This window comes from Bradyrhizobium sp. USDA 4369 (assembly GCF_054056435.1).
Genome location: NZ_JBSRYH010000001.1, coordinates 5,237,637 through 5,258,200 on the forward strand (window position 1 = coordinate 5,237,637; position 20,564 = coordinate 5,258,200).

General features: G+C 64.7%; 22 protein-coding genes. 15 read left to right on the forward strand and 7 right to left on the reverse strand.

All coding sequences use genetic code 11. The features are described 5' to 3' along the window. Positions 1-18 precede the first annotated feature (18 nt). From ntrB to cynS, 3 genes are all read left to right on the forward strand, one after another. Positions 19-858, forward strand: a complete 840-nt coding sequence (gene ntrB / locus ACVIJ6_RS23670) for a nitrate ABC transporter permease (RefSeq protein ID WP_456774666.1) — start codon at positions 19-21, stop codon at positions 856-858. Positions 859-1,086: 228 nt separating this feature from the next. After that, entirely contained in the window at positions 1,087-2,022 is a 936-nt protein-coding gene (locus ACVIJ6_RS23675; RefSeq protein ID WP_456774667.1) for an ABC transporter ATP-binding protein, read from the forward strand. A 66-nt stretch (positions 2,023-2,088) separates the two neighbouring features. After that, complete coding sequence (gene cynS / locus ACVIJ6_RS23680) at positions 2,089-2,577, forward strand: cyanase (protein ID WP_456774668.1); 489 nt, start codon at positions 2,089-2,091, stop codon at positions 2,575-2,577. Between the two features lie 77 nt (positions 2,578-2,654). Here cynS and ACVIJ6_RS23685 read toward each other — a convergent pair whose 3' ends face one another. Next, complete coding sequence (locus tag ACVIJ6_RS23685; protein ID WP_456774669.1) at positions 2,655-2,969, reverse strand: DUF1476 domain-containing protein; 315 nt, start codon at positions 2,967-2,969, stop codon at positions 2,655-2,657. A 312-nt stretch (positions 2,970-3,281) separates the two neighbouring features. Between ACVIJ6_RS23685 and purC the strand changes: the two genes are divergently transcribed. The 5 genes from purC to ACVIJ6_RS23710 all read left to right on the forward strand — a co-directional run bounded on the left by purC (position 3,282) and on the right by ACVIJ6_RS23710 (position 7,484). Beyond that, the gene (gene purC, locus ACVIJ6_RS23690; protein WP_008974302.1) at positions 3,282-4,049 is read left to right on the forward strand and encodes a phosphoribosylaminoimidazolesuccinocarboxamide synthase; all 768 of its coding nucleotides are present in this window, start codon (positions 3,282-3,284) and stop codon (positions 4,047-4,049) included. Positions 4,050-4,062: 13 nt separating this feature from the next. Further along, positions 4,063-4,305, forward strand: coding sequence for a phosphoribosylformylglycinamidine synthase subunit PurS (gene purS, locus ACVIJ6_RS23695; RefSeq protein ID WP_012045344.1), 243 nt, complete (start codon positions 4,063-4,065; stop codon positions 4,303-4,305). A 187-nt stretch (positions 4,306-4,492) separates the two neighbouring features. Continuing rightward, a complete protein-coding gene (gene purQ / locus ACVIJ6_RS23700) occupies positions 4,493-5,194 on the forward strand; it encodes a phosphoribosylformylglycinamidine synthase subunit PurQ (RefSeq protein ID WP_456774670.1) in 702 nt (233 codons plus the stop codon). Positions 5,195-5,348: 154 nt separating this feature from the next. Then, complete coding sequence (locus ACVIJ6_RS23705; RefSeq protein ID WP_456774671.1) at positions 5,349-5,912, forward strand: hypothetical protein; 564 nt, start codon at positions 5,349-5,351, stop codon at positions 5,910-5,912. Positions 5,913-6,098: 186 nt separating this feature from the next. Beyond that, positions 6,099-7,484 (forward strand): DUF1236 domain-containing protein, encoded by a 1,386-nt coding sequence (locus ACVIJ6_RS23710; RefSeq protein WP_456774672.1) that lies wholly within the window; start codon positions 6,099-6,101, stop codon positions 7,482-7,484. A 100-nt stretch (positions 7,485-7,584) separates the two neighbouring features. Here the strand turns inward: ACVIJ6_RS23710 and ACVIJ6_RS23715 are convergent, their stop codons facing one another. Beyond that, positions 7,585-8,067: a PaaI family thioesterase gene (locus ACVIJ6_RS23715; RefSeq protein ID WP_456774673.1), complete on the reverse strand. Its 483-nt coding sequence runs from the start codon at positions 8,065-8,067 to the stop codon at positions 7,585-7,587. A 197-nt stretch (positions 8,068-8,264) separates the two neighbouring features. On the opposite strand from ACVIJ6_RS23715, the gene purL reads away from it, so the two are divergent. Next, positions 8,265-10,475 (forward strand): phosphoribosylformylglycinamidine synthase subunit PurL, encoded by a 2,211-nt coding sequence (purL, locus tag ACVIJ6_RS23720; RefSeq protein ID WP_456774674.1) that lies wholly within the window; start codon positions 8,265-8,267, stop codon positions 10,473-10,475. A 297-nt stretch (positions 10,476-10,772) separates the two neighbouring features. Here purL and ACVIJ6_RS23725 read toward each other — a convergent pair whose 3' ends face one another. Continuing rightward, on the reverse strand, positions 10,773-11,969 hold the full coding sequence (locus ACVIJ6_RS23725) for an acyltransferase family protein (RefSeq protein WP_456774675.1): 1,197 nt from the start codon (positions 11,967-11,969) through the stop codon (positions 10,773-10,775). A gap of 409 nt (positions 11,970-12,378) precedes the next feature. Between ACVIJ6_RS23725 and ACVIJ6_RS23730 the strand changes: the two genes are divergently transcribed. After that, complete coding sequence (locus tag ACVIJ6_RS23730; RefSeq protein ID WP_012045337.1) at positions 12,379-12,552, forward strand: DUF1328 domain-containing protein; 174 nt, start codon at positions 12,379-12,381, stop codon at positions 12,550-12,552. An 80-nt stretch (positions 12,553-12,632) separates the two neighbouring features. On the opposite strand, the gene ACVIJ6_RS23735 is transcribed toward ACVIJ6_RS23730, so the two are convergent. After that, positions 12,633-12,995 (reverse strand): DUF427 domain-containing protein, encoded by a 363-nt coding sequence (locus ACVIJ6_RS23735; RefSeq protein WP_456774676.1) that lies wholly within the window; start codon positions 12,993-12,995, stop codon positions 12,633-12,635. Positions 12,996-13,223: 228 nt separating this feature from the next. On the opposite strand from ACVIJ6_RS23735, the gene ACVIJ6_RS23740 reads away from it, so the two are divergent. Then, entirely contained in the window at positions 13,224-13,463 is a 240-nt protein-coding gene (locus ACVIJ6_RS23740) for a BolA family protein (protein WP_315719345.1), read from the forward strand. Between the two features lie 24 nt (positions 13,464-13,487). Continuing rightward, the gene (locus ACVIJ6_RS23745; protein ID WP_456774677.1) at positions 13,488-14,690 is read left to right on the forward strand and encodes a low temperature requirement protein A; all 1,203 of its coding nucleotides are present in this window, start codon (positions 13,488-13,490) and stop codon (positions 14,688-14,690) included. Here the strand turns inward: ACVIJ6_RS23745 and egtD are convergent. Both egtD and egtB read right to left on the reverse strand, forming a co-directional pair. Further along, on the reverse strand, positions 14,666-15,637 hold the full coding sequence (gene egtD, locus ACVIJ6_RS23750) for an L-histidine N(alpha)-methyltransferase (protein ID WP_456774678.1): 972 nt from the start codon (positions 15,635-15,637) through the stop codon (positions 14,666-14,668). The genes ACVIJ6_RS23745 and egtD overlap by 25 nt on opposite strands. Positions 15,638-15,689: 52 nt before the next feature. After that, positions 15,690-16,943 carry an ergothioneine biosynthesis protein EgtB gene (gene egtB, locus ACVIJ6_RS23755; protein ID WP_456774679.1) on the reverse strand — a complete coding sequence of 418 codons (1,254 nt, stop codon included), beginning with the start codon at positions 16,941-16,943 and terminating at the stop codon, positions 15,690-15,692. A 303-nt stretch (positions 16,944-17,246) separates the two neighbouring features. Between egtB and grxD the strand changes: the two genes are divergently transcribed. Genes grxD through ACVIJ6_RS23770 form a run of 3 tightly spaced genes read left to right on the forward strand, consistent with a single transcriptional unit; the run spans position 17,247 to position 19,390 of the window. After that, entirely contained in the window at positions 17,247-17,585 is a 339-nt protein-coding gene (gene grxD / locus ACVIJ6_RS23760) for a Grx4 family monothiol glutaredoxin (protein WP_006609190.1), read from the forward strand. Further along, complete coding sequence (locus ACVIJ6_RS23765; protein WP_456777067.1) at positions 17,582-18,142, forward strand: O-acetyl-ADP-ribose deacetylase; 561 nt, start codon at positions 17,582-17,584, stop codon at positions 18,140-18,142. The genes grxD and ACVIJ6_RS23765 overlap by 4 nt, the downstream gene beginning before the upstream one ends. Next, positions 18,143-19,390 carry a serine hydrolase domain-containing protein gene (locus ACVIJ6_RS23770; RefSeq protein ID WP_456774680.1) on the forward strand — a complete coding sequence of 416 codons (1,248 nt, stop codon included), beginning with the start codon at positions 18,143-18,145 and terminating at the stop codon, positions 19,388-19,390. It abuts the gene before it with no gap. A gap of 31 nt (positions 19,391-19,421) precedes the next feature. On the opposite strand, the gene ACVIJ6_RS23775 is transcribed toward ACVIJ6_RS23770, so the two are convergent. Further along, entirely contained in the window at positions 19,422-20,489 is a 1,068-nt protein-coding gene (locus ACVIJ6_RS23775; protein WP_456774681.1) for a threonine aldolase family protein, read from the reverse strand. Positions 20,490-20,564 lie beyond the last annotated feature (75 nt).

Consider the following 20,564-nt stretch of genomic DNA (forward strand, 5'->3'; position numbering starts at 1 on the left):
TTGTGGGTGTGGTGGCCGATGACCGCCTCACTCCGTCTGCGCGCCGCCGTCGTCTCGATCGTGCTGCTGGCCGTCTTCCTCGGTGCCTGGCATCTCGCCACGCGCAGCACGGGGACGGCAGCCAATATGAGCCCCGAATACGCCAAGCTGATGGGCATGACCGCCACGCAGGGCAAGTCGGCGATGCCCGGGCCGCTCGATGTCGGCGCCAAGCTGTGGGAGCATCTGAAGCGGCCGTTCTATGATAACGGGCCGAACGACAAGGGACTCGGCATCCAGCTCGCCTTCTCGCTCGGGCGGGTGATGCTCGGCTATCTGATCGCGGTCGCGATCGCGATGCCGCTCGGTTTCCTGATCGGCATGTCGCCATTGATGAGCAAGGCGCTCGATCCGTTCATCCAGATCATGAAGCCGATCTCGCCGCTCGCCTGGATGCCGCTGGCGCTCTACACGATCAAGGATTCAAGCCTGTCGGCGATCTTCGTGATCTTCATCTGCTCGGTGTGGCCGATGCTGATCAACACCGCCTTCGGCGTCGCCAGTGTGCGCAAGGAGTGGATCAACGTCGCGCGCACGCTCGAGGTCGGCAATATCCGCCGTGCCTTCACCGTCATCCTGCCGGCGGCGGCGCCGACGATCCTCACGGGCATGCGAATCTCGATCGGCATCGCCTGGCTCGTCATCGTCGCCGCCGAGATGCTGGTCGGCGGCACCGGCATCGGCTACTTCGTCTGGAACGAGTGGAACAATCTCTCGATCACCAATGTGATCATCGCGATCCTGCTGATCGGCGTCGTCGGCATGGCGCTGGACCAGATCCTCGCCCGCGTGTCGCGGCTCGTGACCTTTCCGGAGTAGGGCGGTGATGGTGACCAAAAACGCCGTCGCATTCTTACCTCTCCCCGCCTGCGCCAGGGCAACCGCATGCGACGATCGGAGTTATACGCCCGGGCCTCTCCAGGCCGTCATGCCCGGGCTCGTCCCGGGCATCCACGTGGTTCGGCATCCTGGGAACGACGTGGATGCCCGGGACGAGCCCGGGCATGACGACGTAACGAATTGGCTGGGGCTCGGGGAGGCTGCTCGATGACCTCAGACAAATTCATTTCCATTGAGGGCATCGCCAAGCGCTATGACGGCACGCGGAGCACGACGATCTTCGAGAATCTGTGGCTCGGCATGGCCCGCGGCGAGTTCGTCTGCGTGATCGGGCATTCCGGCTGCGGCAAGACGACCGTGCTCAACATCCTGGCCGGGCTCGATGTGCCGAGTGAAGGCGCTGTGATCGTCGACGGCCAGGCCATCGAGGGACCGAGCCTCGACCGCGCCGTGATCTTCCAGAGCCATGCGCTGTTGCCGTGGCGGACCGTGCTCGGCAATGTCGCCTATGCGGTCTCGTCGAAATGGCGCAAATGGGATCGCGCCAAGGTCAAGGCGCATGCGCTGAAATATATCGAGCTGGTCGGCCTGGCCGGCTCCGAGCACAAGCGGCCGTCGGAGCTGTCCGGCGGCATGAAGCAGCGCGTCGGCATTGCCCGCGCGCTGTCGATCACGCCGAAGATCATGCTGATGGACGAGCCGTTCTCGGCGCTGGACGCCCTGACGCGCGGCACCTTACAGGACGAGGTCCGGCGCATCTGCGTCGAGACCGGCCAGACCGTGTTCATGATCACCCACGATGTCGACGAGGCGATCTATCTCGCCGACAAGATCGTGCTGATGACCAATGGTCCCGGCGCGGTTCTGGCCGAGATCGTCGAGAATCCGCTGCCGAAGGACCGGCTGCGCGGCGATCTGCATCGCCACCCGCTGTATTACGCGCTGCGCAACCACATCATCGACTTCCTGGTCAGCCGCAGCAAGATTTTCACCGCCGAGACGCCGGATCATGATCCGCGCAAGGTGCCGGTGGTGAAGATTGGAAAACCTGAACTCACGGTCACCTCTGGCGGTGACTCTCAGGCGGAAGACACAAGACAGGTGTCATGGCCGGGCTTGGCCCGGCCATCCACGATGTCTTGAGCAAGGCAAACAAGACGTGGATGGCCGGGACAAGCCCGGGCATGACGATGAGAAGGGAGACCAAGCATGAAGCGATCCGACCTCACCGAGAAGCTGCTCGACATCAAGCGTGAGAAGGGCTGGAGCTGGAAGTACATCTGCGAAAAGATCGGCGGCTATTCCGAGGTGCTGATCGTCGGCGCCATTCTCGGCCAGATGAAGCTGACGAAGCCGCAGGCCGCCAATGCCGGCGAGCTGTTCGGCCTGTCGAAGACCGAGATCGCGATGCTGAACGAGACGCCGATGCGCGGCGAGGGCGTGCAGATGCCGCCGACCGATCCTTTGATCTACCGCTTCTACGAGCTCGTGATGATCAACGGCCCGGCCTGGAAGGAGCTGATCCAGGAGGAGTTCGGCGACGGGATCATGTCGGCGATCGATTTCGACATGGTGATGGAGCGCCTGCCCAATGCCAAGGGCGATCGGGTCAAGATCACGATGTCGGGCAAGTTCCTGCCGTACAAATATTACGGCGCCAGCGGCAACGTGCCGGAATACGGCTTCAAGGAAGAGTAAGCGAATAGCGAATAGGGAGTAGCGAATGGGGATCTCCCCAATTCGCTACTCGCCACTCGCTATTCGCCTCTCACCAACTATCCGGCCTTGATCTGCGCGATCGCCGCCGTCAGCAGCTCGCTCATCTTGGCGCGGATCTCCTGCTCGGTGACGCCCTTGGCGGAGAGATCGCCGAGCACCTTGCGCAGCACGTCGGCGTCGCCCGCTTCCTCGAAATCGGCCGCGACGACCTCCTTGGCATAGGCATCGGCGTCAGCGCCGCTCTTGCCGAGCTTTTCGGCGGCCCAGAGGCCGAGGAGCTTGTTGCGGCGGGCTTCCGCCTTGAATTTCAATTCCTCGTCATGAGCGAATTGCTTCTCGAACGCGTCCTCGCGCTTGTCGAACGTGGTCATAGCCGGAACTTCCAGTGTTGCCGAAAAGGGTTAACCGCGCAGGCGGTTGCGGGGCGGTGGCCGCACGCCTAAATAATTGGAACACCTTGTCAATACAACGGGCACGAGGCCGCAGGGAAGGGCGGTAAAACTCCGCTTCCGTGGTCTGGATCGATTGTGCTCGGGACACCAATGGGATAGGTTTCCCACAGGCCCGGTTCCTGTTCTGTTTCCGTCAGAATCCAGGCCCTCGCGGCAGCTCCGTCGTGGTCCTGTCCAAAGTCATCCGGAGCCCACCATTTCATGGATTTCAACAAAACACGGTACATCCCAATGAGCCGTCGGCGTCGCATTTATGAAGGCAAGGCCAAGGTCCTTTACGAAGGTCCCGAGCCCGGCACCCTGATCCAGCACTTCAAGGACGACGCCACCGCCTTCAATGCCAAGAAGCACCAGGTGATCGAAGGCAAGGGCGTCCTCAACAACCGCATCTCGGAGTACCTGTTTCAGCACCTCAACGACATCGGGGTGCCGACCCACTTCATCCGCCGGCTCAACATGCGCGAGCAGTTGATTCGCGAGGTCGAGATCGTGCCGCTCGAGGTCGTGGTGCGCAACGTGGCGGCGGGCTCGCTGTCGCAGCGCCTCGGCATCGAGGAGGGCACCCAGCTGCCGCGTTCGATCATCGAATTCTATTACAAGAACGACCAGCTCAATGACCCCATGGTGTCGGAGGAGCACATCACGGCGTTCGGCTGGGCCACCCCCCAGGAGATCGACGACATCATGGCGCTCGCCATCCGCGTCAACGACTTCCTGACCGGTCTCTTCCTCGGCATCGGCATCCGTCTGGTCGATTTCAAGATGGAATGCGGCCGGCTGTTCGAGAACGAGATGATGCGGATCATCGTCGCCGACGAGATTTCCCCCGATTCCTGCCGGTTGTGGGACATCAAGTCGAACGAGAAGCTCGACAAGGACCGCTTCCGTCGTGATCTTGGCGGCCTTCTGGAGGCCTATACCGAGGTCGCCAAGCGGCTCGGCATCCTCATGGAGAACGAGCGTCCGGCGGGCTCAGGCCCGGTCCTGGTCAAGAGCTGAGGGAATAAAAGACGTGAAAGCGCGTGTCACGGTGACGCTGAAATCCGGCATCCTCGATCCCCAGGGAAAGGCGATCGAGGGCGCCCTCAAGTCGCTCGGCGTCGACGGCGTCGCCAGCGTGCGCCAGGGCAAGGTGTTCGACATCGAGCTCGCGGGCGACGACAAGGCCAAGGCGGAGGCGGCGCTGAAAGCCGCCGCCGACAAGCTGCTCGCCAACACGGTGATCGAGAATTACCGGGTGGAGCTGTTGGGGTAGGCGATGGCTGTGACCGACCGCGAGACCTACAAGCTGTTGCTTGAGGTCTCGCGTGATCTGGTCCGTGTCGAAGCTTCCGTCGATGACCTGCTTGCTGGTGTGCGAGCGTTGAACCGGGAGCTCTCGTCAGACTCACACACCCTCGCGACTCTGCGAGGGGATCATTCTCGAGCAATCACGTAGAAGCATGAAATCCGCCGTCCTCGTCTTCCCAGGCATCAACCGCGAACGCGATATGGCGCGCGCGCTGCGCATGATCTCCGGCCATGAGCCGGCCATGGTCTGGCACGCCGAAACGGCGTTGCCCAAGGGCACCGATCTCGTCGTGGTGCCCGGCGGCTTCTCCTATGGCGATTATCTGCGCTGTGGCGCGATCGCGGCGCGGGCGCCGGTCATGGATGCGGTACGCGCTCACGCCGCCCAAGGTGGCCTCGTGCTCGGCGTCTGCAACGGCTTCCAGATCCTGTGCGAGTCGGGCCTGCTGCCGGGCGTGCTGATGCGCAACGACAAGCTCAAATTCATCTGCAAGGACGTGCATCTTCGGGTCGAGCGGTCGGATTCGCCGTTCACCCGCGGCTACAATGCCGGGCAGGTCATCCGCGTGCCGGTCGCCCATGGCGAGGGCAATTACGCGGCCGATGAAGAGACGTTGAAGCGGCTCAATGGCGACGGGCGCGTGCTGTATCGCTACTGCTCGGCCGACGGCGAGGTCGGCGACCTCAGCAACATCAATGGCGCGGCGCATTCGATCGCCGGCATCGTCAACGAGAGCGGCAACGTGCTCGGCATGATGCCGCATCCCGAGAATCACGTCGAGGACATCATGGGCTGCACCGACGGCCGCGGCCTGTTCGCCGGCCTCGTCGCCCATCTCGACCGCGCGGCCTGATCCCCTCTCAGCAGCAGCGCCCGTCACGTCCGGGTCCGGACGCTCGGCGGCCGGACCAACAAACGATCGATTGGCGGCGGAGGGATGAGGGACGTTCCTCCAACTTCGGATCGTCCATGACCTCCGCCCCTGCCTTGATCCCGACGGTGCCTTGATGTCGACGCTGCCTGCTACCCGGCGCACCCTGCGCTGGCCTTTCGTTGTGATGTTGCTCTTGGCCGTCACGGGCCTCGATGCCGTGCGGGCTGAAACCCCGCTACCTGCCGCGCCGAGGCCGCCGATCGCTGTGAGCGGCTGGACACCTCAGCGGCCGAACGGCACCGACGTGACCTTCTTCCTGTGCGAGGATGCCAAATGCGGCCCAGGCTCGAAAGTGAGCTATCGGCTCTATGCGCCCAACACGACCTTGACGATCGAGCAATTTCGCGCGTCACAGGAACAGACGGTCAAGCTGCTGGACCAGCGCGTGCCCGGCCAAAAGACGACAATTCTGCGCGTGGAGGGTGACAACGGCACCGGCGTGCCGCGGGTGTTCCGGGTGCGCCGTCTGAAGGTGGCGCCGGATGGGACCAAGGAATATCAGGTCAGCGGCGTCCTGTTCGGCGCGAAGGGCAGCGCAAGTCTGATCAGCACGGCGAGCAGCGAAGCGGCCAGCAACGCCAACTTTGCGCAGTTTGCCGTTCCCGTGATGGCTCTGATAGGCCCGTCGTCGCGGTAAAGCCTGCGAACGCTGCCGCTCCATGGGACGACCGCTCGCGTCTTGCCGCAGGCGGTTCTCGGCGGTCGATGAAGACGCCGTTCATCAAAATCGTTCCGCAGTTTTTTCTCGCGCCGCCCGGCAACGCCGGGCGGCTGTTCGCGTTGTCCGCCCGCGAGTGGGGCAGGGAACCAAGGAGGTTCTCTTATGACGACGAAACATTGGCTTGGAACGGCCGCGATCATCCTGGCGATCGGCACGGCATCAGGTGCTGCATCGGCGCAGTCGGAAACGACGCGCGAGGGCGGTGCTGCCGCTCCCACGGCGCGCGAGGCGACCCGGCCCGGAAGCGAAGCCAAGGGCGAGGTCAAGGGCGGCGCAGCGGCCGCTGAGCGCGGCGCGTCCGAGACGCGGCAGAGCGCGCAGGAGCCGCGCCGGGGCGAGCCGTCGTCCGCGGCGGGCCGCGAGCAGGCCCAGGAACGGTCCTCGGAACGGCCGGCGCATGACGCCAGGCAGAGCGCCGAGAGCAAGGGCGAGCGCGGGCCGGCTGCCGCCGAGCACGGCCGCGACGCCAAGGACGGCGCCGAGACGAAGTCGGCAACCGACAGCAAGCAGGCTGACAAACAGTCGGACAGCAAGAGCAGGGCCGAGTCCAAGCCTCAGCAGGGACGCGCCGAGGATCAGCGCAAGGGCGAGGACCGCGCCGCCGACAGCAAATCGGGTGCGACGGAGCGCAAGTCGGATCGCGAAGCCGATCGCAACGACCGCAACGGTGCCGACAAGAACCGGCAGAGCCTGGACGAGCGCAAGCCCGGTACGTCCGACCAGGCCGCCGACAAGCAGGCGAACGACAAGCAGGCCCCCGATCGCAACAAGCAGGCCAATCAGCCGCCGGGCGCGGACAAGGCCTCCAACGCGCAGCAGAACCAGCAGCCGGGCTCGACCACGTCCGATACGCGTCAGCAGAATGCGACCGGACAGGCCAACAATCCGGCCCTTCCCGGCGCCAACCGCTCCAGCACGCAGGTCTCCGTCAACGAGCAGCAGAAGACCCGCGTGGTCGATCAGCTCAGGCGCGATCACGATTTCGACCAGGCGCGGACCAATGTCGACATCCGCATCAATGTCGGCGAGCGCCTGCCGGAACGCGTCCGGCCACGTCCGCTGCCGTCGGACATCGTGACGATCGTGCCGGAATATCGCGGCTACGAGTACACCGTCGTGCATGACGAGATCGCGATCGTCGATCCGCGCAGCCGCGAGATCGTCGATGTCATCCCGCAGAACGGCATGCGCGCCGATCGTGGCTACGATCGCGGCGGCTACGGTGTGGGCTCGACCCGTATCGTGCTGTCGGACGACCAGCGCCAGATCCTGCGCCGTGCCGCCACCGAGACCGGCACGGTGGGCTCGACGACCTCGTCGTCGTCCTCGTCCGGCGCGAGCTGCCTGAGCCTGCGTCGCGTGCCGGACGAACTCGCCCGCGCCAATCCAGAGCTCGCCAACTACCAGTATCTGGCGATCGGCGATCAGGTCGTGCTGGTCGACCCGCGCGACCAGAAGGTGGTGCAGGTGATCGACCAGCAGCAATAAGCGGGCTGCGCTGACCAAATGGAGAGGTGGAAGCGCAAGGCGCTTCCGCCTTGTCCTTTCCTTGGTGCTGACGATCAGCCCTCTCGGTGCAAGCGCTCCGCTACGGCGAATTCGCCGCGTCCGGCGTCCGCCGCTTCACCCGCTTGATCGTGCCGGAAAACGAGAACAGCGGCCGGGGGCCGGAATGTAGCATGCCGCGGAGGAAGATCAGCGAGGCGCCGGCGCGGGTGACCTCGCCGGTGGCCTCGATCAGCTCGCCCTCGCGCGCCGCATCGAGGAATTCCGACGAGAACGACACGGTCACGCCCGACCCCTGCAGGATCGGCGCGGCGAAGGCGAACAGGCAATAATCGGCGAAGGTCATCAGGCAGCCGCCATGGACGTTGCCGCCGCCATTGAGATGCTTCTTCTCGACCCGGAAGGCGCAGCGGATCGAGCCATCCTCCTCCATCCGGTGCCAGAACGGGCCGGTATGGGATTCGTAGCTGTCGCGCAGCCAGGTGCGCCAGCCGGCGAACTCGCCGTCGGTCGCGATGTGGATGCCGGGGCGGTTCTCGAAGGCGGAACGGGACAGGTCGTGCACGTGTCAGGGCCTTTAATTGTTGATTTACCGTCTTAAATCCGATTGGCCGCCAATCTGCAAATATCCCGCCTGGCGGGGCGGGCCAAAGCTCTGGACAGGGCGGAATAGGGCCGTAAAAGGCCTTTTCCGCTTCTGACTCTGTATTTATGAAGCAGGGTTTAAGGGACCAGCGGCCCACGGGGCAAAGGCATTCCTCCATGCGCAATGAACCGCAGATCACCCCCGAGCTCGTCGCCGCCCATGGCCTGAAGCCCGACGAATATGAGCGCATCCTGAAGCTGATCGGGCGGGTGCCGACCTTCACCGAGCTTGGCATCTTCTCGGCGATGTGGAACGAGCACTGCTCGTACAAATCGTCGCGGATCCATCTGCGGGGCCTGCCGACCAAGGCGCCCTGGGTGATCCAGGGCCCGGGCGAGAACGCCGGCGTGATCGACATTGGCGACGGTCAGGCCGTCGTGTTCAAGATGGAGAGCCACAACCACCCGAGCTATATCGAGCCGTATCAGGGGGCCACCACCGGTGTCGGCGGCATCCTGCGCGACGTCTTCACGATGGGCGCCCGTCCGATCGCCTGCCTGAACGCGCTGTCATTCGGCGCGCCGGAGCATCCCAAGACCCGCCACCTGGTATCCGGCGTCGTCGCCGGCATCGGCGGTTACGGCAACTCGTTCGGCGTGCCGACGGTGGGCGGCCAGACCCGTTTCCACACCCGCTATGACGGCAACATCCTGGTCAACGCCATGGCGGTCGGCCTCGCCGATGCCGACAAGATCTTCTATGCGGCGGCCTCCGGCGTGAACATGCCGATCGTCTATCTGGGCTCCAAGACCGGCCGCGACGGCATCCACGGCGCCTCGATGGCCTCCGCCGAGTTCGACGATAGCTCCGAAGAGAAGCGCCCGACGGTGCAGGTCGGCGATCCCTTCGCTGAGAAGCTGCTGCTGGAAGCGTGCCTCGAGATCATGGCCGCCGACTGCGTGATCGCGATTCAGGACATGGGCGCGGCGGGCCTGACCTGCTCGGCGGTCGAGATGGGCGCCAAGGGCGATCTCGGCGTCGACCTCGACCTCGACGCGGTGCCGACCCGCGAGACCGGCATGAGCGCCTATGAGATGATGCTCTCCGAAAGCCAGGAGCGCATGCTCATGGTGCTGAAGCCGGAGAAGGAGAAGGAAGCCGAGGCGATCTTCCGCAAATGGGGGCTCGACTTCGCCGTCGTCGGCTACACCACGCCGAGCAAGCGCTTTGTCGTCAAGCATGGCGGCGACGTGATGGCCGACCTGCCGATCAAGGAACTCGGCGACGAGGCGCCGCTGTATGACCGCCCGCACGTGGCTTCACCCGCGCTGCAGGTGATCCATGCCCGCGAGGTCAAGGCGCCCCTGGACATCATCCCGGCGCTGGAGAAGCTGATCGCGACGCCGGATCTGTGCTCCAAGCGCTGGATCTGGGAGCAGTACGATCACGTCATTCTCGGCAACACCGTGCAGCGTCCGGGCGGCGATGCCGCCGTCGTGCGCGTGCAGGACGGGCCGAAGGGCCTGGCGCTGACCGTCGACGTGACGCCGCGCTATTGCGAAGCCGATCCGTTCGAGGGCGGCAAGCAGGCGGTAGCGGAGGCTTGGCGCAACATCACCGCGGTCGGCGGCCGGCCGCTCGCCATCACCGACAATCTCAATTTCGGCAATCCGGAGCGGCCCGAGATCATGGGCCAGTTCGTCGGCTGCCTGAAGGGCATCTCGGAAGCCTGCCGCGCGCTCGACTTCCCGGTCGTGTCCGGCAACGTCTCGCTCTACAACGAGACCAACGGCCGCGCGATCCTGCCGACGCCCTCGATCGGCGGCGTCGGCCTGCTCGACGATTTTACCAAATCGGCCAGCATCGCCTTCAAGGCCGAAGGCGAGGCGATCCTCTTGATCGGCGAGACCCATGGCTGGCTCGGCCAGTCGGTCTATCTGCGCGACGTCTGCGGCCGCGAGGAGGGCGCTCCGCCGCCGGTCGACCTCGCTGCCGAGAAGCGTATCGGCGACGTCGTCCGCGGCATGATCCATGCGGGCACGGCGACAGCTGCGCACGATCTCTCCGATGGCGGCCTGTTGGTGGCGCTGGCCGAGATGGCCATGGCGTCCGGCATCGGCGCCCGGCTGCTGGCCGCACCCGCTTCGATCGTGCCGCACGCTTATTGGTTCGGCGAGGACCAGGCCCGCTATCTGGTGACGGTGCCGGAGACCGAGGCCGGCCGCGTGCTCGCCAAGATGCGCGGCGCGGGCGTGTCATGCACGCGCATCGGCACCACCGGCGGCACGGCGCTTGCCATCGCCGGCGAGGCGTCGGTCGAGGTCGCGGTGCTCAAGACCCGGTTCGAGAGCTGGCTGCCGAGCTACATGGGCGGCGCCGCCGCCTGATCACCACTGTCGTCCCGGACAAGCCACGGCGGCGCAACGCGCCGACGGGGCGCCGATCCGGGACCCATACTCCGCGGCCGCGGTCGTCAGGCACGCTGGTCGTTGACTGCGTTCAACAATGACGCCGTGTGGTTATGGGTCCCTGCTTTCGCAGGGACGACACCGGGGTTTGTCGTGACACCGTGGCATCGTTCAGCGTCATCGCGACGACGCGAAGCAATCCAGACCCCATCGTCGGGTGTAGTCTGGACCGTTTCGTCGCTTTGCTCCTCGCAATGACGGCAGAAGCAGCCCATCCTACAATACGCTCTTCGCGCCCGGAATCTGCCGCAGCACCCAGGTCGCGCCCCAGCTCAACAACACGCTGCCGACAAAGGCGATCGTCGCCTTGACGATGGCCGGCAGGCTGAGGTCGAACAGCCAATACTGGATCCACAGCACGATCGGATAGTGCACCAGGAACATGCCATAGGCATCGGCCTGAAGCCGGTCGAGCACGGAGAATTCCGAACGGCGGTTGTTGAGGAAGTAGGACAGGATTGCGAACATCATCGCGGCGCTGAAGATCACGAAGAAGAAGCCGTAGGCCGCCTCGTACCAATGCGGCAGCTCGGGCGGATTGCCGAGCACCTGACGCTTGATCGTGATCAGCACCCAGAGCAGCGCGTAAGGCACGATCGTGACCACGATCCATGCGCCGAGCCCGCGCTGCGACATCTGCCCCTCGGCAGCCAGCAGGCCGCGCTCGAAATTGGCCGAGCCGATCCCGGCGCCGACGAAGAAGTAGGAGGCGTAGAGCAGCACGCGGCTGGCCTGGACCGAGAGCGGACCGAGTTCGAACCAAAGCGTCGGTCCAAAATACAGCCGCGCCGGTATGTAGAGCACGCCGGTGATCAGCAGGAAGACGAAGAAAAAATCGCGCGGATGGGTGAAGGCGCGCAGCGACAGCCGGTTGATCGGATCGAGCAGGTGCGGCGAGACGCGGTAGAGCAGCGCGGCCGCAAGATCGAACGCCAGGAGCACCCAGATGAACCAGATCGGCCCGCTCGGCCAGCGGCCGACGGTGACGGTCTTCCACCAGAATGCGGCGAATGAGGCCTCGGGATTGGCGCGCAGTTCGATCGCATAATAAGCGAGCGGAATGACGGTCAGGGCAGCGATCACGAAGGGCAGGCCGAGCCGCAACAGCCGGTCGCGCAAGTGCTGCAAGGTCGATTTGTGGGCAAGGCCGGACCACACGAACAGGCCCGACAGGAAGAAGAACATGGCCATGAAGAAGCTGTCGGTGGCCAACACGATGCCGTCGAAGCCGATGAACGAGGTCGGATCGGTGTGCCCGAAATAGGTGTAGGGAATCACGGCGTGATGCAGCAACACTACCAGCGTCAGGAATGTCCTTGCATGGTCGAGCGCTGCATTGCGCGCCCGGGCCCGAGGCTTGGTTTGAAGCTCGACCTTCGCGGCCGCCGCCGATTGCGTAACCGATATGACCATATACCCCCCAACTGCCCCATGCGTCAGCTCGCCGACCTCGCCGGACGATTGCATCCGCCCTCATCGCAAGGCGGTCGGCAAGGTCGGTCCAACCCCCGCGAGCGAGAATTAAAGAACGCGTGCAACATTCGCAGCACCACCCCGAATAGCGGATGACTGCGCCGGGACACCCGATCCGATCGCCGATGCTGCAAATCAGCAAGCGCGGCGACCCGCAAGCCGATTTCTCACACAGTTGAACATTTCTCGTCATCGATCATTACGACGAGCGGCGCTCAAAGTTACGGGCCGGAGGTCTCGCGGTTGCGAATTCTTCTGTCTGAGGCGCGATCGCTCCAGGAACCGGTTCCAGGCACCGTCGTTAGAGAGGCGAACGCGCCGGCACGGCGCTCGACTGGAGGACCATACCGTGACGATTCTCAAATGGGCGCTGCTGTTCTTCGTGATCTCGGTGGTTGCCGGTATTCTCGGCTTCACCGGCATTTCAGCAGCTTCCGCCGACATTGCGCGGATCCTGTTCTACATCTTTCTGGTGATCTTCCTCGTGCTCCTGATCCTCGGATTGACGATCTTCAGGGTCTAGACACTCATGGTCCAGGCACCATGACGTCAAACGACACCGCGCGCGGTTCGGCCTTGCGCCGGCCGCGCGGCGTATGATGATCAATCAGGCACTTCCTCGATTCGCACCTTGTCCGGGTAAAAAGCGAGATGACCCGCAATCTCGGTCATCGCAGGGAAAGGTGCCTCGTAGCTCCAGATCGCATTGTGCAGCGTCGTGCCATTGGCGATGATGCTGAAATAGCTGGCATCCCCCTTATACGGACAGTGGGTGACGCGATCCGTCTTCTGGAGGGCCGCCATGTTGGCGTCGGCCCGCGGCACATATTGAACAGCCGGGTAGCTCGCCTCTTTCAGCGTCAGAGCGCGGGTGGTGTCGGCAATCACGGCCTGGCCGGCAAGCACGCGCACGCGCTTCGGATTGGGGGTGATGGTGATCGGGTGGTCCGGACCGGGAAGCTTCATGTTAGGCATCCTCGTCTTGCCCGACCGGGTGCGGCACCCGGTCCTGCCATTTTTCTGCATGCAGCTATATAGTGGGTCCGGACGTGACCTCGAAAGCAGTTCGGGCTAATTTCGGCCATCACGGTCGCGCGAGAGTGCCTTGATTCGCTGCATTCGACGGCCCACTCCAAGGTCGGGCGCTGTATCAGCCAAGGTGCCTCTGACCGAGCATAGAAGGAGATTGATCGGATGCCCATGGATGCCCACGATATCGAGCAGATGATCAAGGCCGCCATCCCTGATGCCCAGGTGACAATTCGTGATCTCGCAGGCGATGGCGATCATTACGCCGCCACGGTGATCTCGGAGGCCTTCCGCGGCAAGTCCCGCGTGCAGCAGCATCAGCTCGTCTATCAATCGCTGCGTGGCCAGATGGGAGATGTGCTGCACGCCCTCGCTCTGCAGACAGGGGTCCCAGATCAGCGCTGACGCTGCGGCGCGCACCTTGGGGAGGTGGGAGTGGAGAATCCGCGAGGTGCGCTGTTCCGGGTTCTGGAGCCGAACCAGCACAGCCGTGTGACGTTCGTCGAACTGTTCTTCGATCTCGTCTTCGTCTACGCGGTGACGCAGATCTCGCACTATCTGATCGGCCATTTCACGCCGCTCGGCGCGGCGCAGACAGCGATGCTGTTCCTCGCGGTCTGGTGGGTCTGGGTCTACACCGCCTGGGTGACCAACTGGCTCGATCCTGAAAAGGCGCTCGTTCGCGGCCTGCTGTTTGCGCTGATGCTGGCCGGCCTCGTGCTGTCGATGTCGATCCCGCGGGCGTTCGAGGATCGCGGCCTGTGGTTCGCGATCGCCTATGCCGCGATGCAGGTCGGCCGCACCGCCTTCTGGCTGACCGCGACGCCGCCACAGCGATCGGCCGTCCGCCGCAACGCCGCCCGCATTCTGGCCTGGCTCAGCGCATCCGCCGTGCTTTGGCTGCTCGGCGGTCTGGCCGAGGGCGCGTCGCGGATGGCGCTCTGGGGCGCTGCGCTCACGCTGGAATACATCTCGCCGGCCGTTCGCTTCTGGGTTCCGGGTCTCGGCGGCTCGACCGTGGAAGACTGGATGGTCGAGGGCGGCCATATGGCGGAGCGCTGCGCGCTGTTCATCATCATCGCGCTAGGAGAATCGATCGTCGTCACCGGTGCCACCTTCGCGGAGCTCGACTGGTCCGGCGCCAACATCGCCGCCTTTGCCAGCGCCTTCATCGGTACGGTCGCGATGTGGGCGGTGTATTTCAATCGCGGTGCCGAGGCGGGCTCCGAGATGATCTCGCGATCGACCCAGTCCGGGCTCGTTGCCCGATCGGCCTACACCTATCTGCATATGCCGATCGTCGCCGGCATCATCGTGTCGGCCGTGGCTGACGAGATTGTCCTCAAGCATCCCCTCGGACATAGCGACTTCAAGACCGTCGCCGTCACGATCGGAGGGCCATTCGTCTTTCTCGTCGGGACCATCCTGTTCAAGCGCGAAGCGCGCGGATTCCTCCAGCTGTCTCACGGCGCAGGCCTGCTTGCGCTGGTCGGACTCGGCTGGTTCGCGACCGCGCTGTCGCCGCTGCTGCTCTCGGCGCTGACGAGCGCGCTGCTCGCGATCGTCGCGCTATGGGAGACGCTGTCGTTGCGCGCGAAGCCGGAGCCTCACGCCTCGGCGACCAGCGCCTGAACCGAGAACATCTCGCTGGCATCCGTCCACACGGTCTGCACGCTCCAGCCCGAGCCGCGCGCCAGCGCGCCAAACCGCGCGATGCTGTATTTGTAGCTGTTCTCGGTGTGAATGCTCTCGCCGGCCCGGAACGCGATCGTTGTGCCGAGCAGGCGCACGGTCTGCGGCTTGCGCGCGACCAGATGCATCTCGATGCGGTGCTGCTCGCGATTGTAGATGGCACGGTGGACGAAGGCGGACAGGTCGAAATTGCCGCCGAGCTCGCGGTTGATCCGCAGCAGCAGATTGAGATTGAAGCGGGCGGTCACGCCGGCTGCATCGTTGTACGCGGCATGCAGGACCCGCTCGTCCTTTTCCAGGTCCACGCCCACGATCATCAGGGCGCCGGTGCCGAGAATCTCCCGCGCGGAGCGCAGGAAACGGCAGGCTTCATGGGGCTCGAAATTGCCGATCGTCGATCCCGGAAAGAAACCGACCTTGGGCTTGCCGTCGATCGCGTGGGGCAGATTGAAGGCCGTGGTGAAGTCGGCGATGACGGGGTGGACCGCCAAATCGGGGAAATCGTGCCGCAAGCTCTCGGCCTGCGCGGTCAGGAAGTCGCCGGAAATATCGACGGGGACGTAGGCCGCAAAGCTGCAGTTTTCGAGCAGCAGCCGTACCTTGGTGGTCGCGCCGGCGCCGAACTCGATCAGGGCCGCATCCTCGGGGATGATCGCGGCAATCTCTGCACCCCGATCTCTGAGAATGCCAAGCTCGGTGCGCGTCGGATAATATTCCGGCAACCGCGTGATCTGCTCGAACAGATCCGATCCGGCGGCGTCGTAGAAATATTTCGGTGACAATTGCTTGGGCTGCTGCGTCAGCCCCGCCATCACATCTGACGCGAAGGCCGATGTCTTGGCGTCCGGGAGATGGGCATTGGCCAGAGCATTGACGTGGACGTTCATGATACTCTCCAGGACGCGCACGGGCGCGGTTGTCGGGCATTGACACTGACGGCTAGCCGTAATCGGCGAGTCTCAGCCCCGTGAATTGCCAGCGATGTTGCGGATAAAAGAAGTTGCGGTAAGTGACGCGGCTGTGGCCTGCTGGCGTCGCAAGCGATGAGCCGCGTAGCACCAGCTGATTGACCATGAACTTGCCGTTATATTCGCCGAGCGCCCCTTCAATAGCCCGATAACCGGGGTAGGGGCTGTAGGCGCTGCGGGTCCATTGCCAGACCGTGCCAAAGGCATCGTTGAGGTGATGGCCGCGCGCGGCCACTTCCCACTCCATCTCTGTCGGCAGATGCTTGCCGCGCCAGCGGGCGAAGGCGTCCGCTTCATAATAGCTGACGTGGCAGACCGGTGCGTCGGGATCGACCGGCTGGAGGCCGCCGAGCGTCATGATGCGCCATTCGCCCTCGACCTTGTACCAGTGGCCGGGCGCCTGCCAGCGTTCGCGCGTGGCAGTGGCGAAGCCGTCCGTCAACCACAGCGTCGCCGTTTCGTAGCCGCCGGCGTTCATGAAGGCGAGCCATTCGGCATTGGTGACGAGGTTGCGCGCGAGTTTGACCGGCCCGACCAGCGCCCGATGCGCTGGACCCTCATTGTCGAAATGATAGCCCTCGCCAGCATGGCCGACGGTGTGAATGCCCTCCGGGAGGTCAACCCACGCCTCGCCGGTGATTGTCCTGACCGGAAAGCGCCATGCCAGATCATAGGCCGGTGCCGTCGGGTTCTGTGCGAATGCGTGCAGGATATCGGTCAGCATCAGCTCCTGATGCTGCTGCTCATGATTGAGGCCGACCTCCACGAGCGGCGCGACCGCCTGCAAGGTTGCCGCATCAGCACGGCCCAGGAAGTCGACCATCGCGGCATCGACATGCCGGCGATAGGCGGCGATGTCGGCCACGCCGGGGCGGGTGATCAGTCCGCGCTCGCCGCGGGTGTGCCGCGGGCCGGCACTGACGTAATAGGAATTGAACAGGAAGGCATAATCCGGGTGGAAAGGGGCATAGCCACGGCAATGCCCGCCGAGCACGAATTGCTCGAAGAACCAGGTCGTATGGGCTCGGTGCCATTTCGCCGGGCTGGCGTCCGGCATCGACTGGATGACCTGATCCTCGGGGCTGAGCGGAGCGGCCCGTCGCTCGGTTTCGCCACGGACCGCCAGAAAAGCGTCGATCAGGCTCCCGGCCACGGAGCCGTGGACCGATGTCTGCAAGGTGGCTGTGGCGGGGGACGAGGCCGTGGCGGAGGCTGAACTGGTCACGCGGGTCTCCGTTTGGGTGGAGAGAACGTTGTTCGAAGGAACAAGTTCCTCCGGACAGTTCGTCCTAAATGGGGGCTTGGTTGCGGGATAAAACCCTCGCGGCGGCTATAATATTGCTGCCGTCAGCCTATGGCGGGGCGGGGGCTGGCCTTGGGGCGGCTGATCCTCGGCATTTTACTATGGCTGAACAACGGTTTGCGCTACATATAGGGAAGTGGCCTGTCAGCCGGGACGGAATGCGTCCCTGGTGGAGGACGGCACCGAGCCCCAGGCGTTCCTTGAGGCGCCCTAGAGGAAGCGAAGATGAGCATCGAGCAATTCATTGACAACGAAGTGAAGTCGAACGACGTCGTCCTGTTCATGAAGGGGACGCCGCAATTTCCGCAGTGCGGATTTTCCGGTCAGGTCGTCCAGATTCTCGACCATGTCGGCGTCGGCTATAAGGGCCTGAACGTCCTGGAATCCGCCGAGCTCCGCAACGGCATCAAGACGTTTTCCAACTGGCCGACCATCCCCCAGCTCTATGTGAAGGGTGAATTCGTCGGCGGTTGCGACATCGTGCGCGAGATGTTCCAGAGCGGCGAGCTGCAGCAGCTGTTCACCGACAAGGGCATTCCGGTCGGCACGGCAGCTTCGGCCTGAGCTATCCAGTCCGCAAGATCGGCGCGACCCAGTTCGAGGTCATCACAGCCGACATCACCAAGCTCGGCGTTGACGCCATCGTCAACGCCGCAAACTCGTCGTTGCTCGGCGGTGGCGGCGTCGATGGCGCCATTCACCGCGCGGCGGGGCCGGATCTCGTGATGGAGTGCCGCATGCTCCATGGCTGCAAGACCGGCGAGGCCAAGATCACCCGGGGCTACCGGTTGCCGGCCCGCCACGTGATCCATACGGTGGGTCCGGTATGGCAGGGCGGCGAGCGCGGCGAGCCGGAATTGCTGGCGTCGTGCTATCGTCGTTCGATCGAGCTGTGTCACAGGCATTTGCTGGACTCCGTCGCGTTTCCCGCGATCTCGACCGGGATCTTCCGCTTCCCCGCCGATCTCGCTGCCTCGATCGCGGTATTGGCGGCGATCGAGGCGATCCGCGAGGAGACGTCGCTGTCGCAGATCGTGTTCTGCTGCTTCTCCGAACAGAGTGCTGAGCTGCACGAGCAGGCGCTGAGCGAGGCCATCATCAACCGCGGCTACGCGACGTGAATGCGGGCGATCGCAGACGAACCCGCTCGCAAGATCCGGCTGCTCTCGCGCCGCGCGTTGCTCGGCGGGCTCGTCGCGGCGCCGATGCTGCCGGTGCTTGCCCAGGCGGGCGGGGCCTCGCGTCAGCTCGATCGGGCGCGGCTCGATCGCGTTTCCGACTACTTCCGTAACGAGGTTTCCTCCGGCAACATTCCCGGCGCCGTTGTTCTTGTGCAGCAGCACGCCACTCCGGCGTTGCTGCAGAGCTTCGGCTTGCGCGATCCCGCGAGCCGCGCGCCGATGACGGCGGATGCGATCTTTCGCATCTACTCGATGACCAAGCCGGTCACGTCGGTGGCGGCGATGATGTTGGTCGATGACGGCAGGCTCAGCCTGGATGACCCGCTGTCGAAGTTCATCCCTGCCTTTGCCGAGACGACGACGGTCGAGGGGGCGCCGCTGGCGCGTCCGATCACCATTCTCGATCTGCTGCGTCACTCCTCCGGCATCACCTACGGCTTCTATGGCGAGACGGCGGTACGCCGGCTCTATGCGAATGCGCATCTGTTCGATGGCGATATCGACAACGCCACCTTCGTTGCGCGCCTCGCCAGGCTGCCGCTCGCCGAACAGCCCGGCACGTTGTGGGACTACGGCCACTCGACCGACGTGCTCGGGCGGGTGATCGAAATCGTATCCGGCCGCTCGCTGTTTCAGTTCGAGACCGAGCGGCTGCTCGGGCCGCTCGGCATGCGGGAGACCGCGTTTTTCCTCGCGGACCCGAGCCAGCGCAGCCGCGTTGCCGAGCCCTCGCCGCGCGACTGGTTCGATCGGCCCATTGCCGGCCTCGACGATCCGCTCCGGCGAAAGCGCTGGGAGTCGGGCGGAGCGGGCATGATCGGCACCATCTCCGACTATGCGCAGCTGGCGCAGATGCTGCTGAATGGCGGCTCGCTCGACGGCAAGCTCTATCTGAAGCCCGAGACCGTCGCGTTGATGACCCAGGACCATGTCGTGGCGGCGGGAATTCGTCGCGATGATCTCTACTTTCCGGGCGCGGAGAGCGGTTTCGGCCTCGGCTTCTCGGTGCGCCTTGCCGACAGACTCCCGCTGCCATCGGGCGAATATGGCTGGGACGGCGTCGGCGGGACGTTCTTCTTCATCTATCCCGCCGACGATCTGTTCGTCATCGTCATGATGCAGGCGCCGTCACAGCGGGGCCGCATCGCCAAAGAGGTGCGGCAGCTGGTCTACGAGGCTCTGACATAGCCCGCGCGAGCGGAGCGCCCCCCGGGCTCCTTCATGCCGCGCGCACGATCTCCCTCACATGGCCAATCGTTTCCTCGATCATGGCGGCTGAGACGTCGAGATGGGTGCAGGCGCGAATGCGGCCGTCCATCATCGCGAGTAGCAAGCCCCGCTGGCGCAATTCACTCACCATCTTGTCGCCGGACACGCCGGCGCCGTCGGGCTTGAAGAACACGAGATTGGTCTCGGGCTCCTGCACTTCGATGCCCTGGATCTGCGCCAGCCCGCGCGCCAGCGCGCGCGCATTGGCGTGATCCTCGGCCAGTCGATCAACGTGATGATCGAGCGCGTGGATGCAGGCGGCTGCGATCACGCCGGCCTGGCGCATCGCGCCGCCGAGCCGCTGCTTCCAGCGCCAGACCTCGTCGATGAAGGCGGCGCTGCCGGCGAGGACGCCGCCGATGGGGGCGCCCAAACCCTTGGAGAAATCGATCCAGGCCGAATCCCAGCCTGCGGTCATCTCGGCGGCCGGAATGCCGGTGGCGACGGCCGCATTGAGCAGCCGTGCGCCATCCATATGCGTCGCCATGCCATTCGCCTTGGCGATCTGCACGACCTCGTCGAGTGCGGCCTTTTTCCAGATCGTCCCGCCGCCGATATTGGCGGTCTGCTCGACGCTGACCACGGTCTGCGGCGGCTGATAGCGCGAGCGCGGATGCAGCGCGGCGCGCAATGTCTCCGGCGTGAACTGGCCGTCGGGCCCTTTCAGCTGCGTCACCTGGAAGCCGCCGAGCGCGGCGTGCGCGCCGCCCTCGCGCGAGATGATATGAGCGGTCTCATGCGCGAGGATTTCGTCGCCCGGCCGGCAATGCACCAGCGTCGCGGCGACGTTGCACATTGTGCCCGACGGCATCAGCACTGCGGCCTCCTTGCCGAGCAGCGCGGCGACGCGGGCGGTGAGTTCATGCACCGTCGGATCGTCGCCGATCTGCTCGTCGCCGACCTCGGCCCGCGCCATCGCCTCGCGCATCGCGGCGGTAGGGCGGGTCTGCGTGTCGGACAGCAGATTGACGCGCACGGGCGGCGCCTTGGGATCACGCGGGGGCGGGGTGTAGTACATCGGCAGTCCTCGTTCGGCTTTCAGGCTGCGACCTTACCCAACTCGTGCCCTCCCGGCAAAACGCGCCGCCATCCC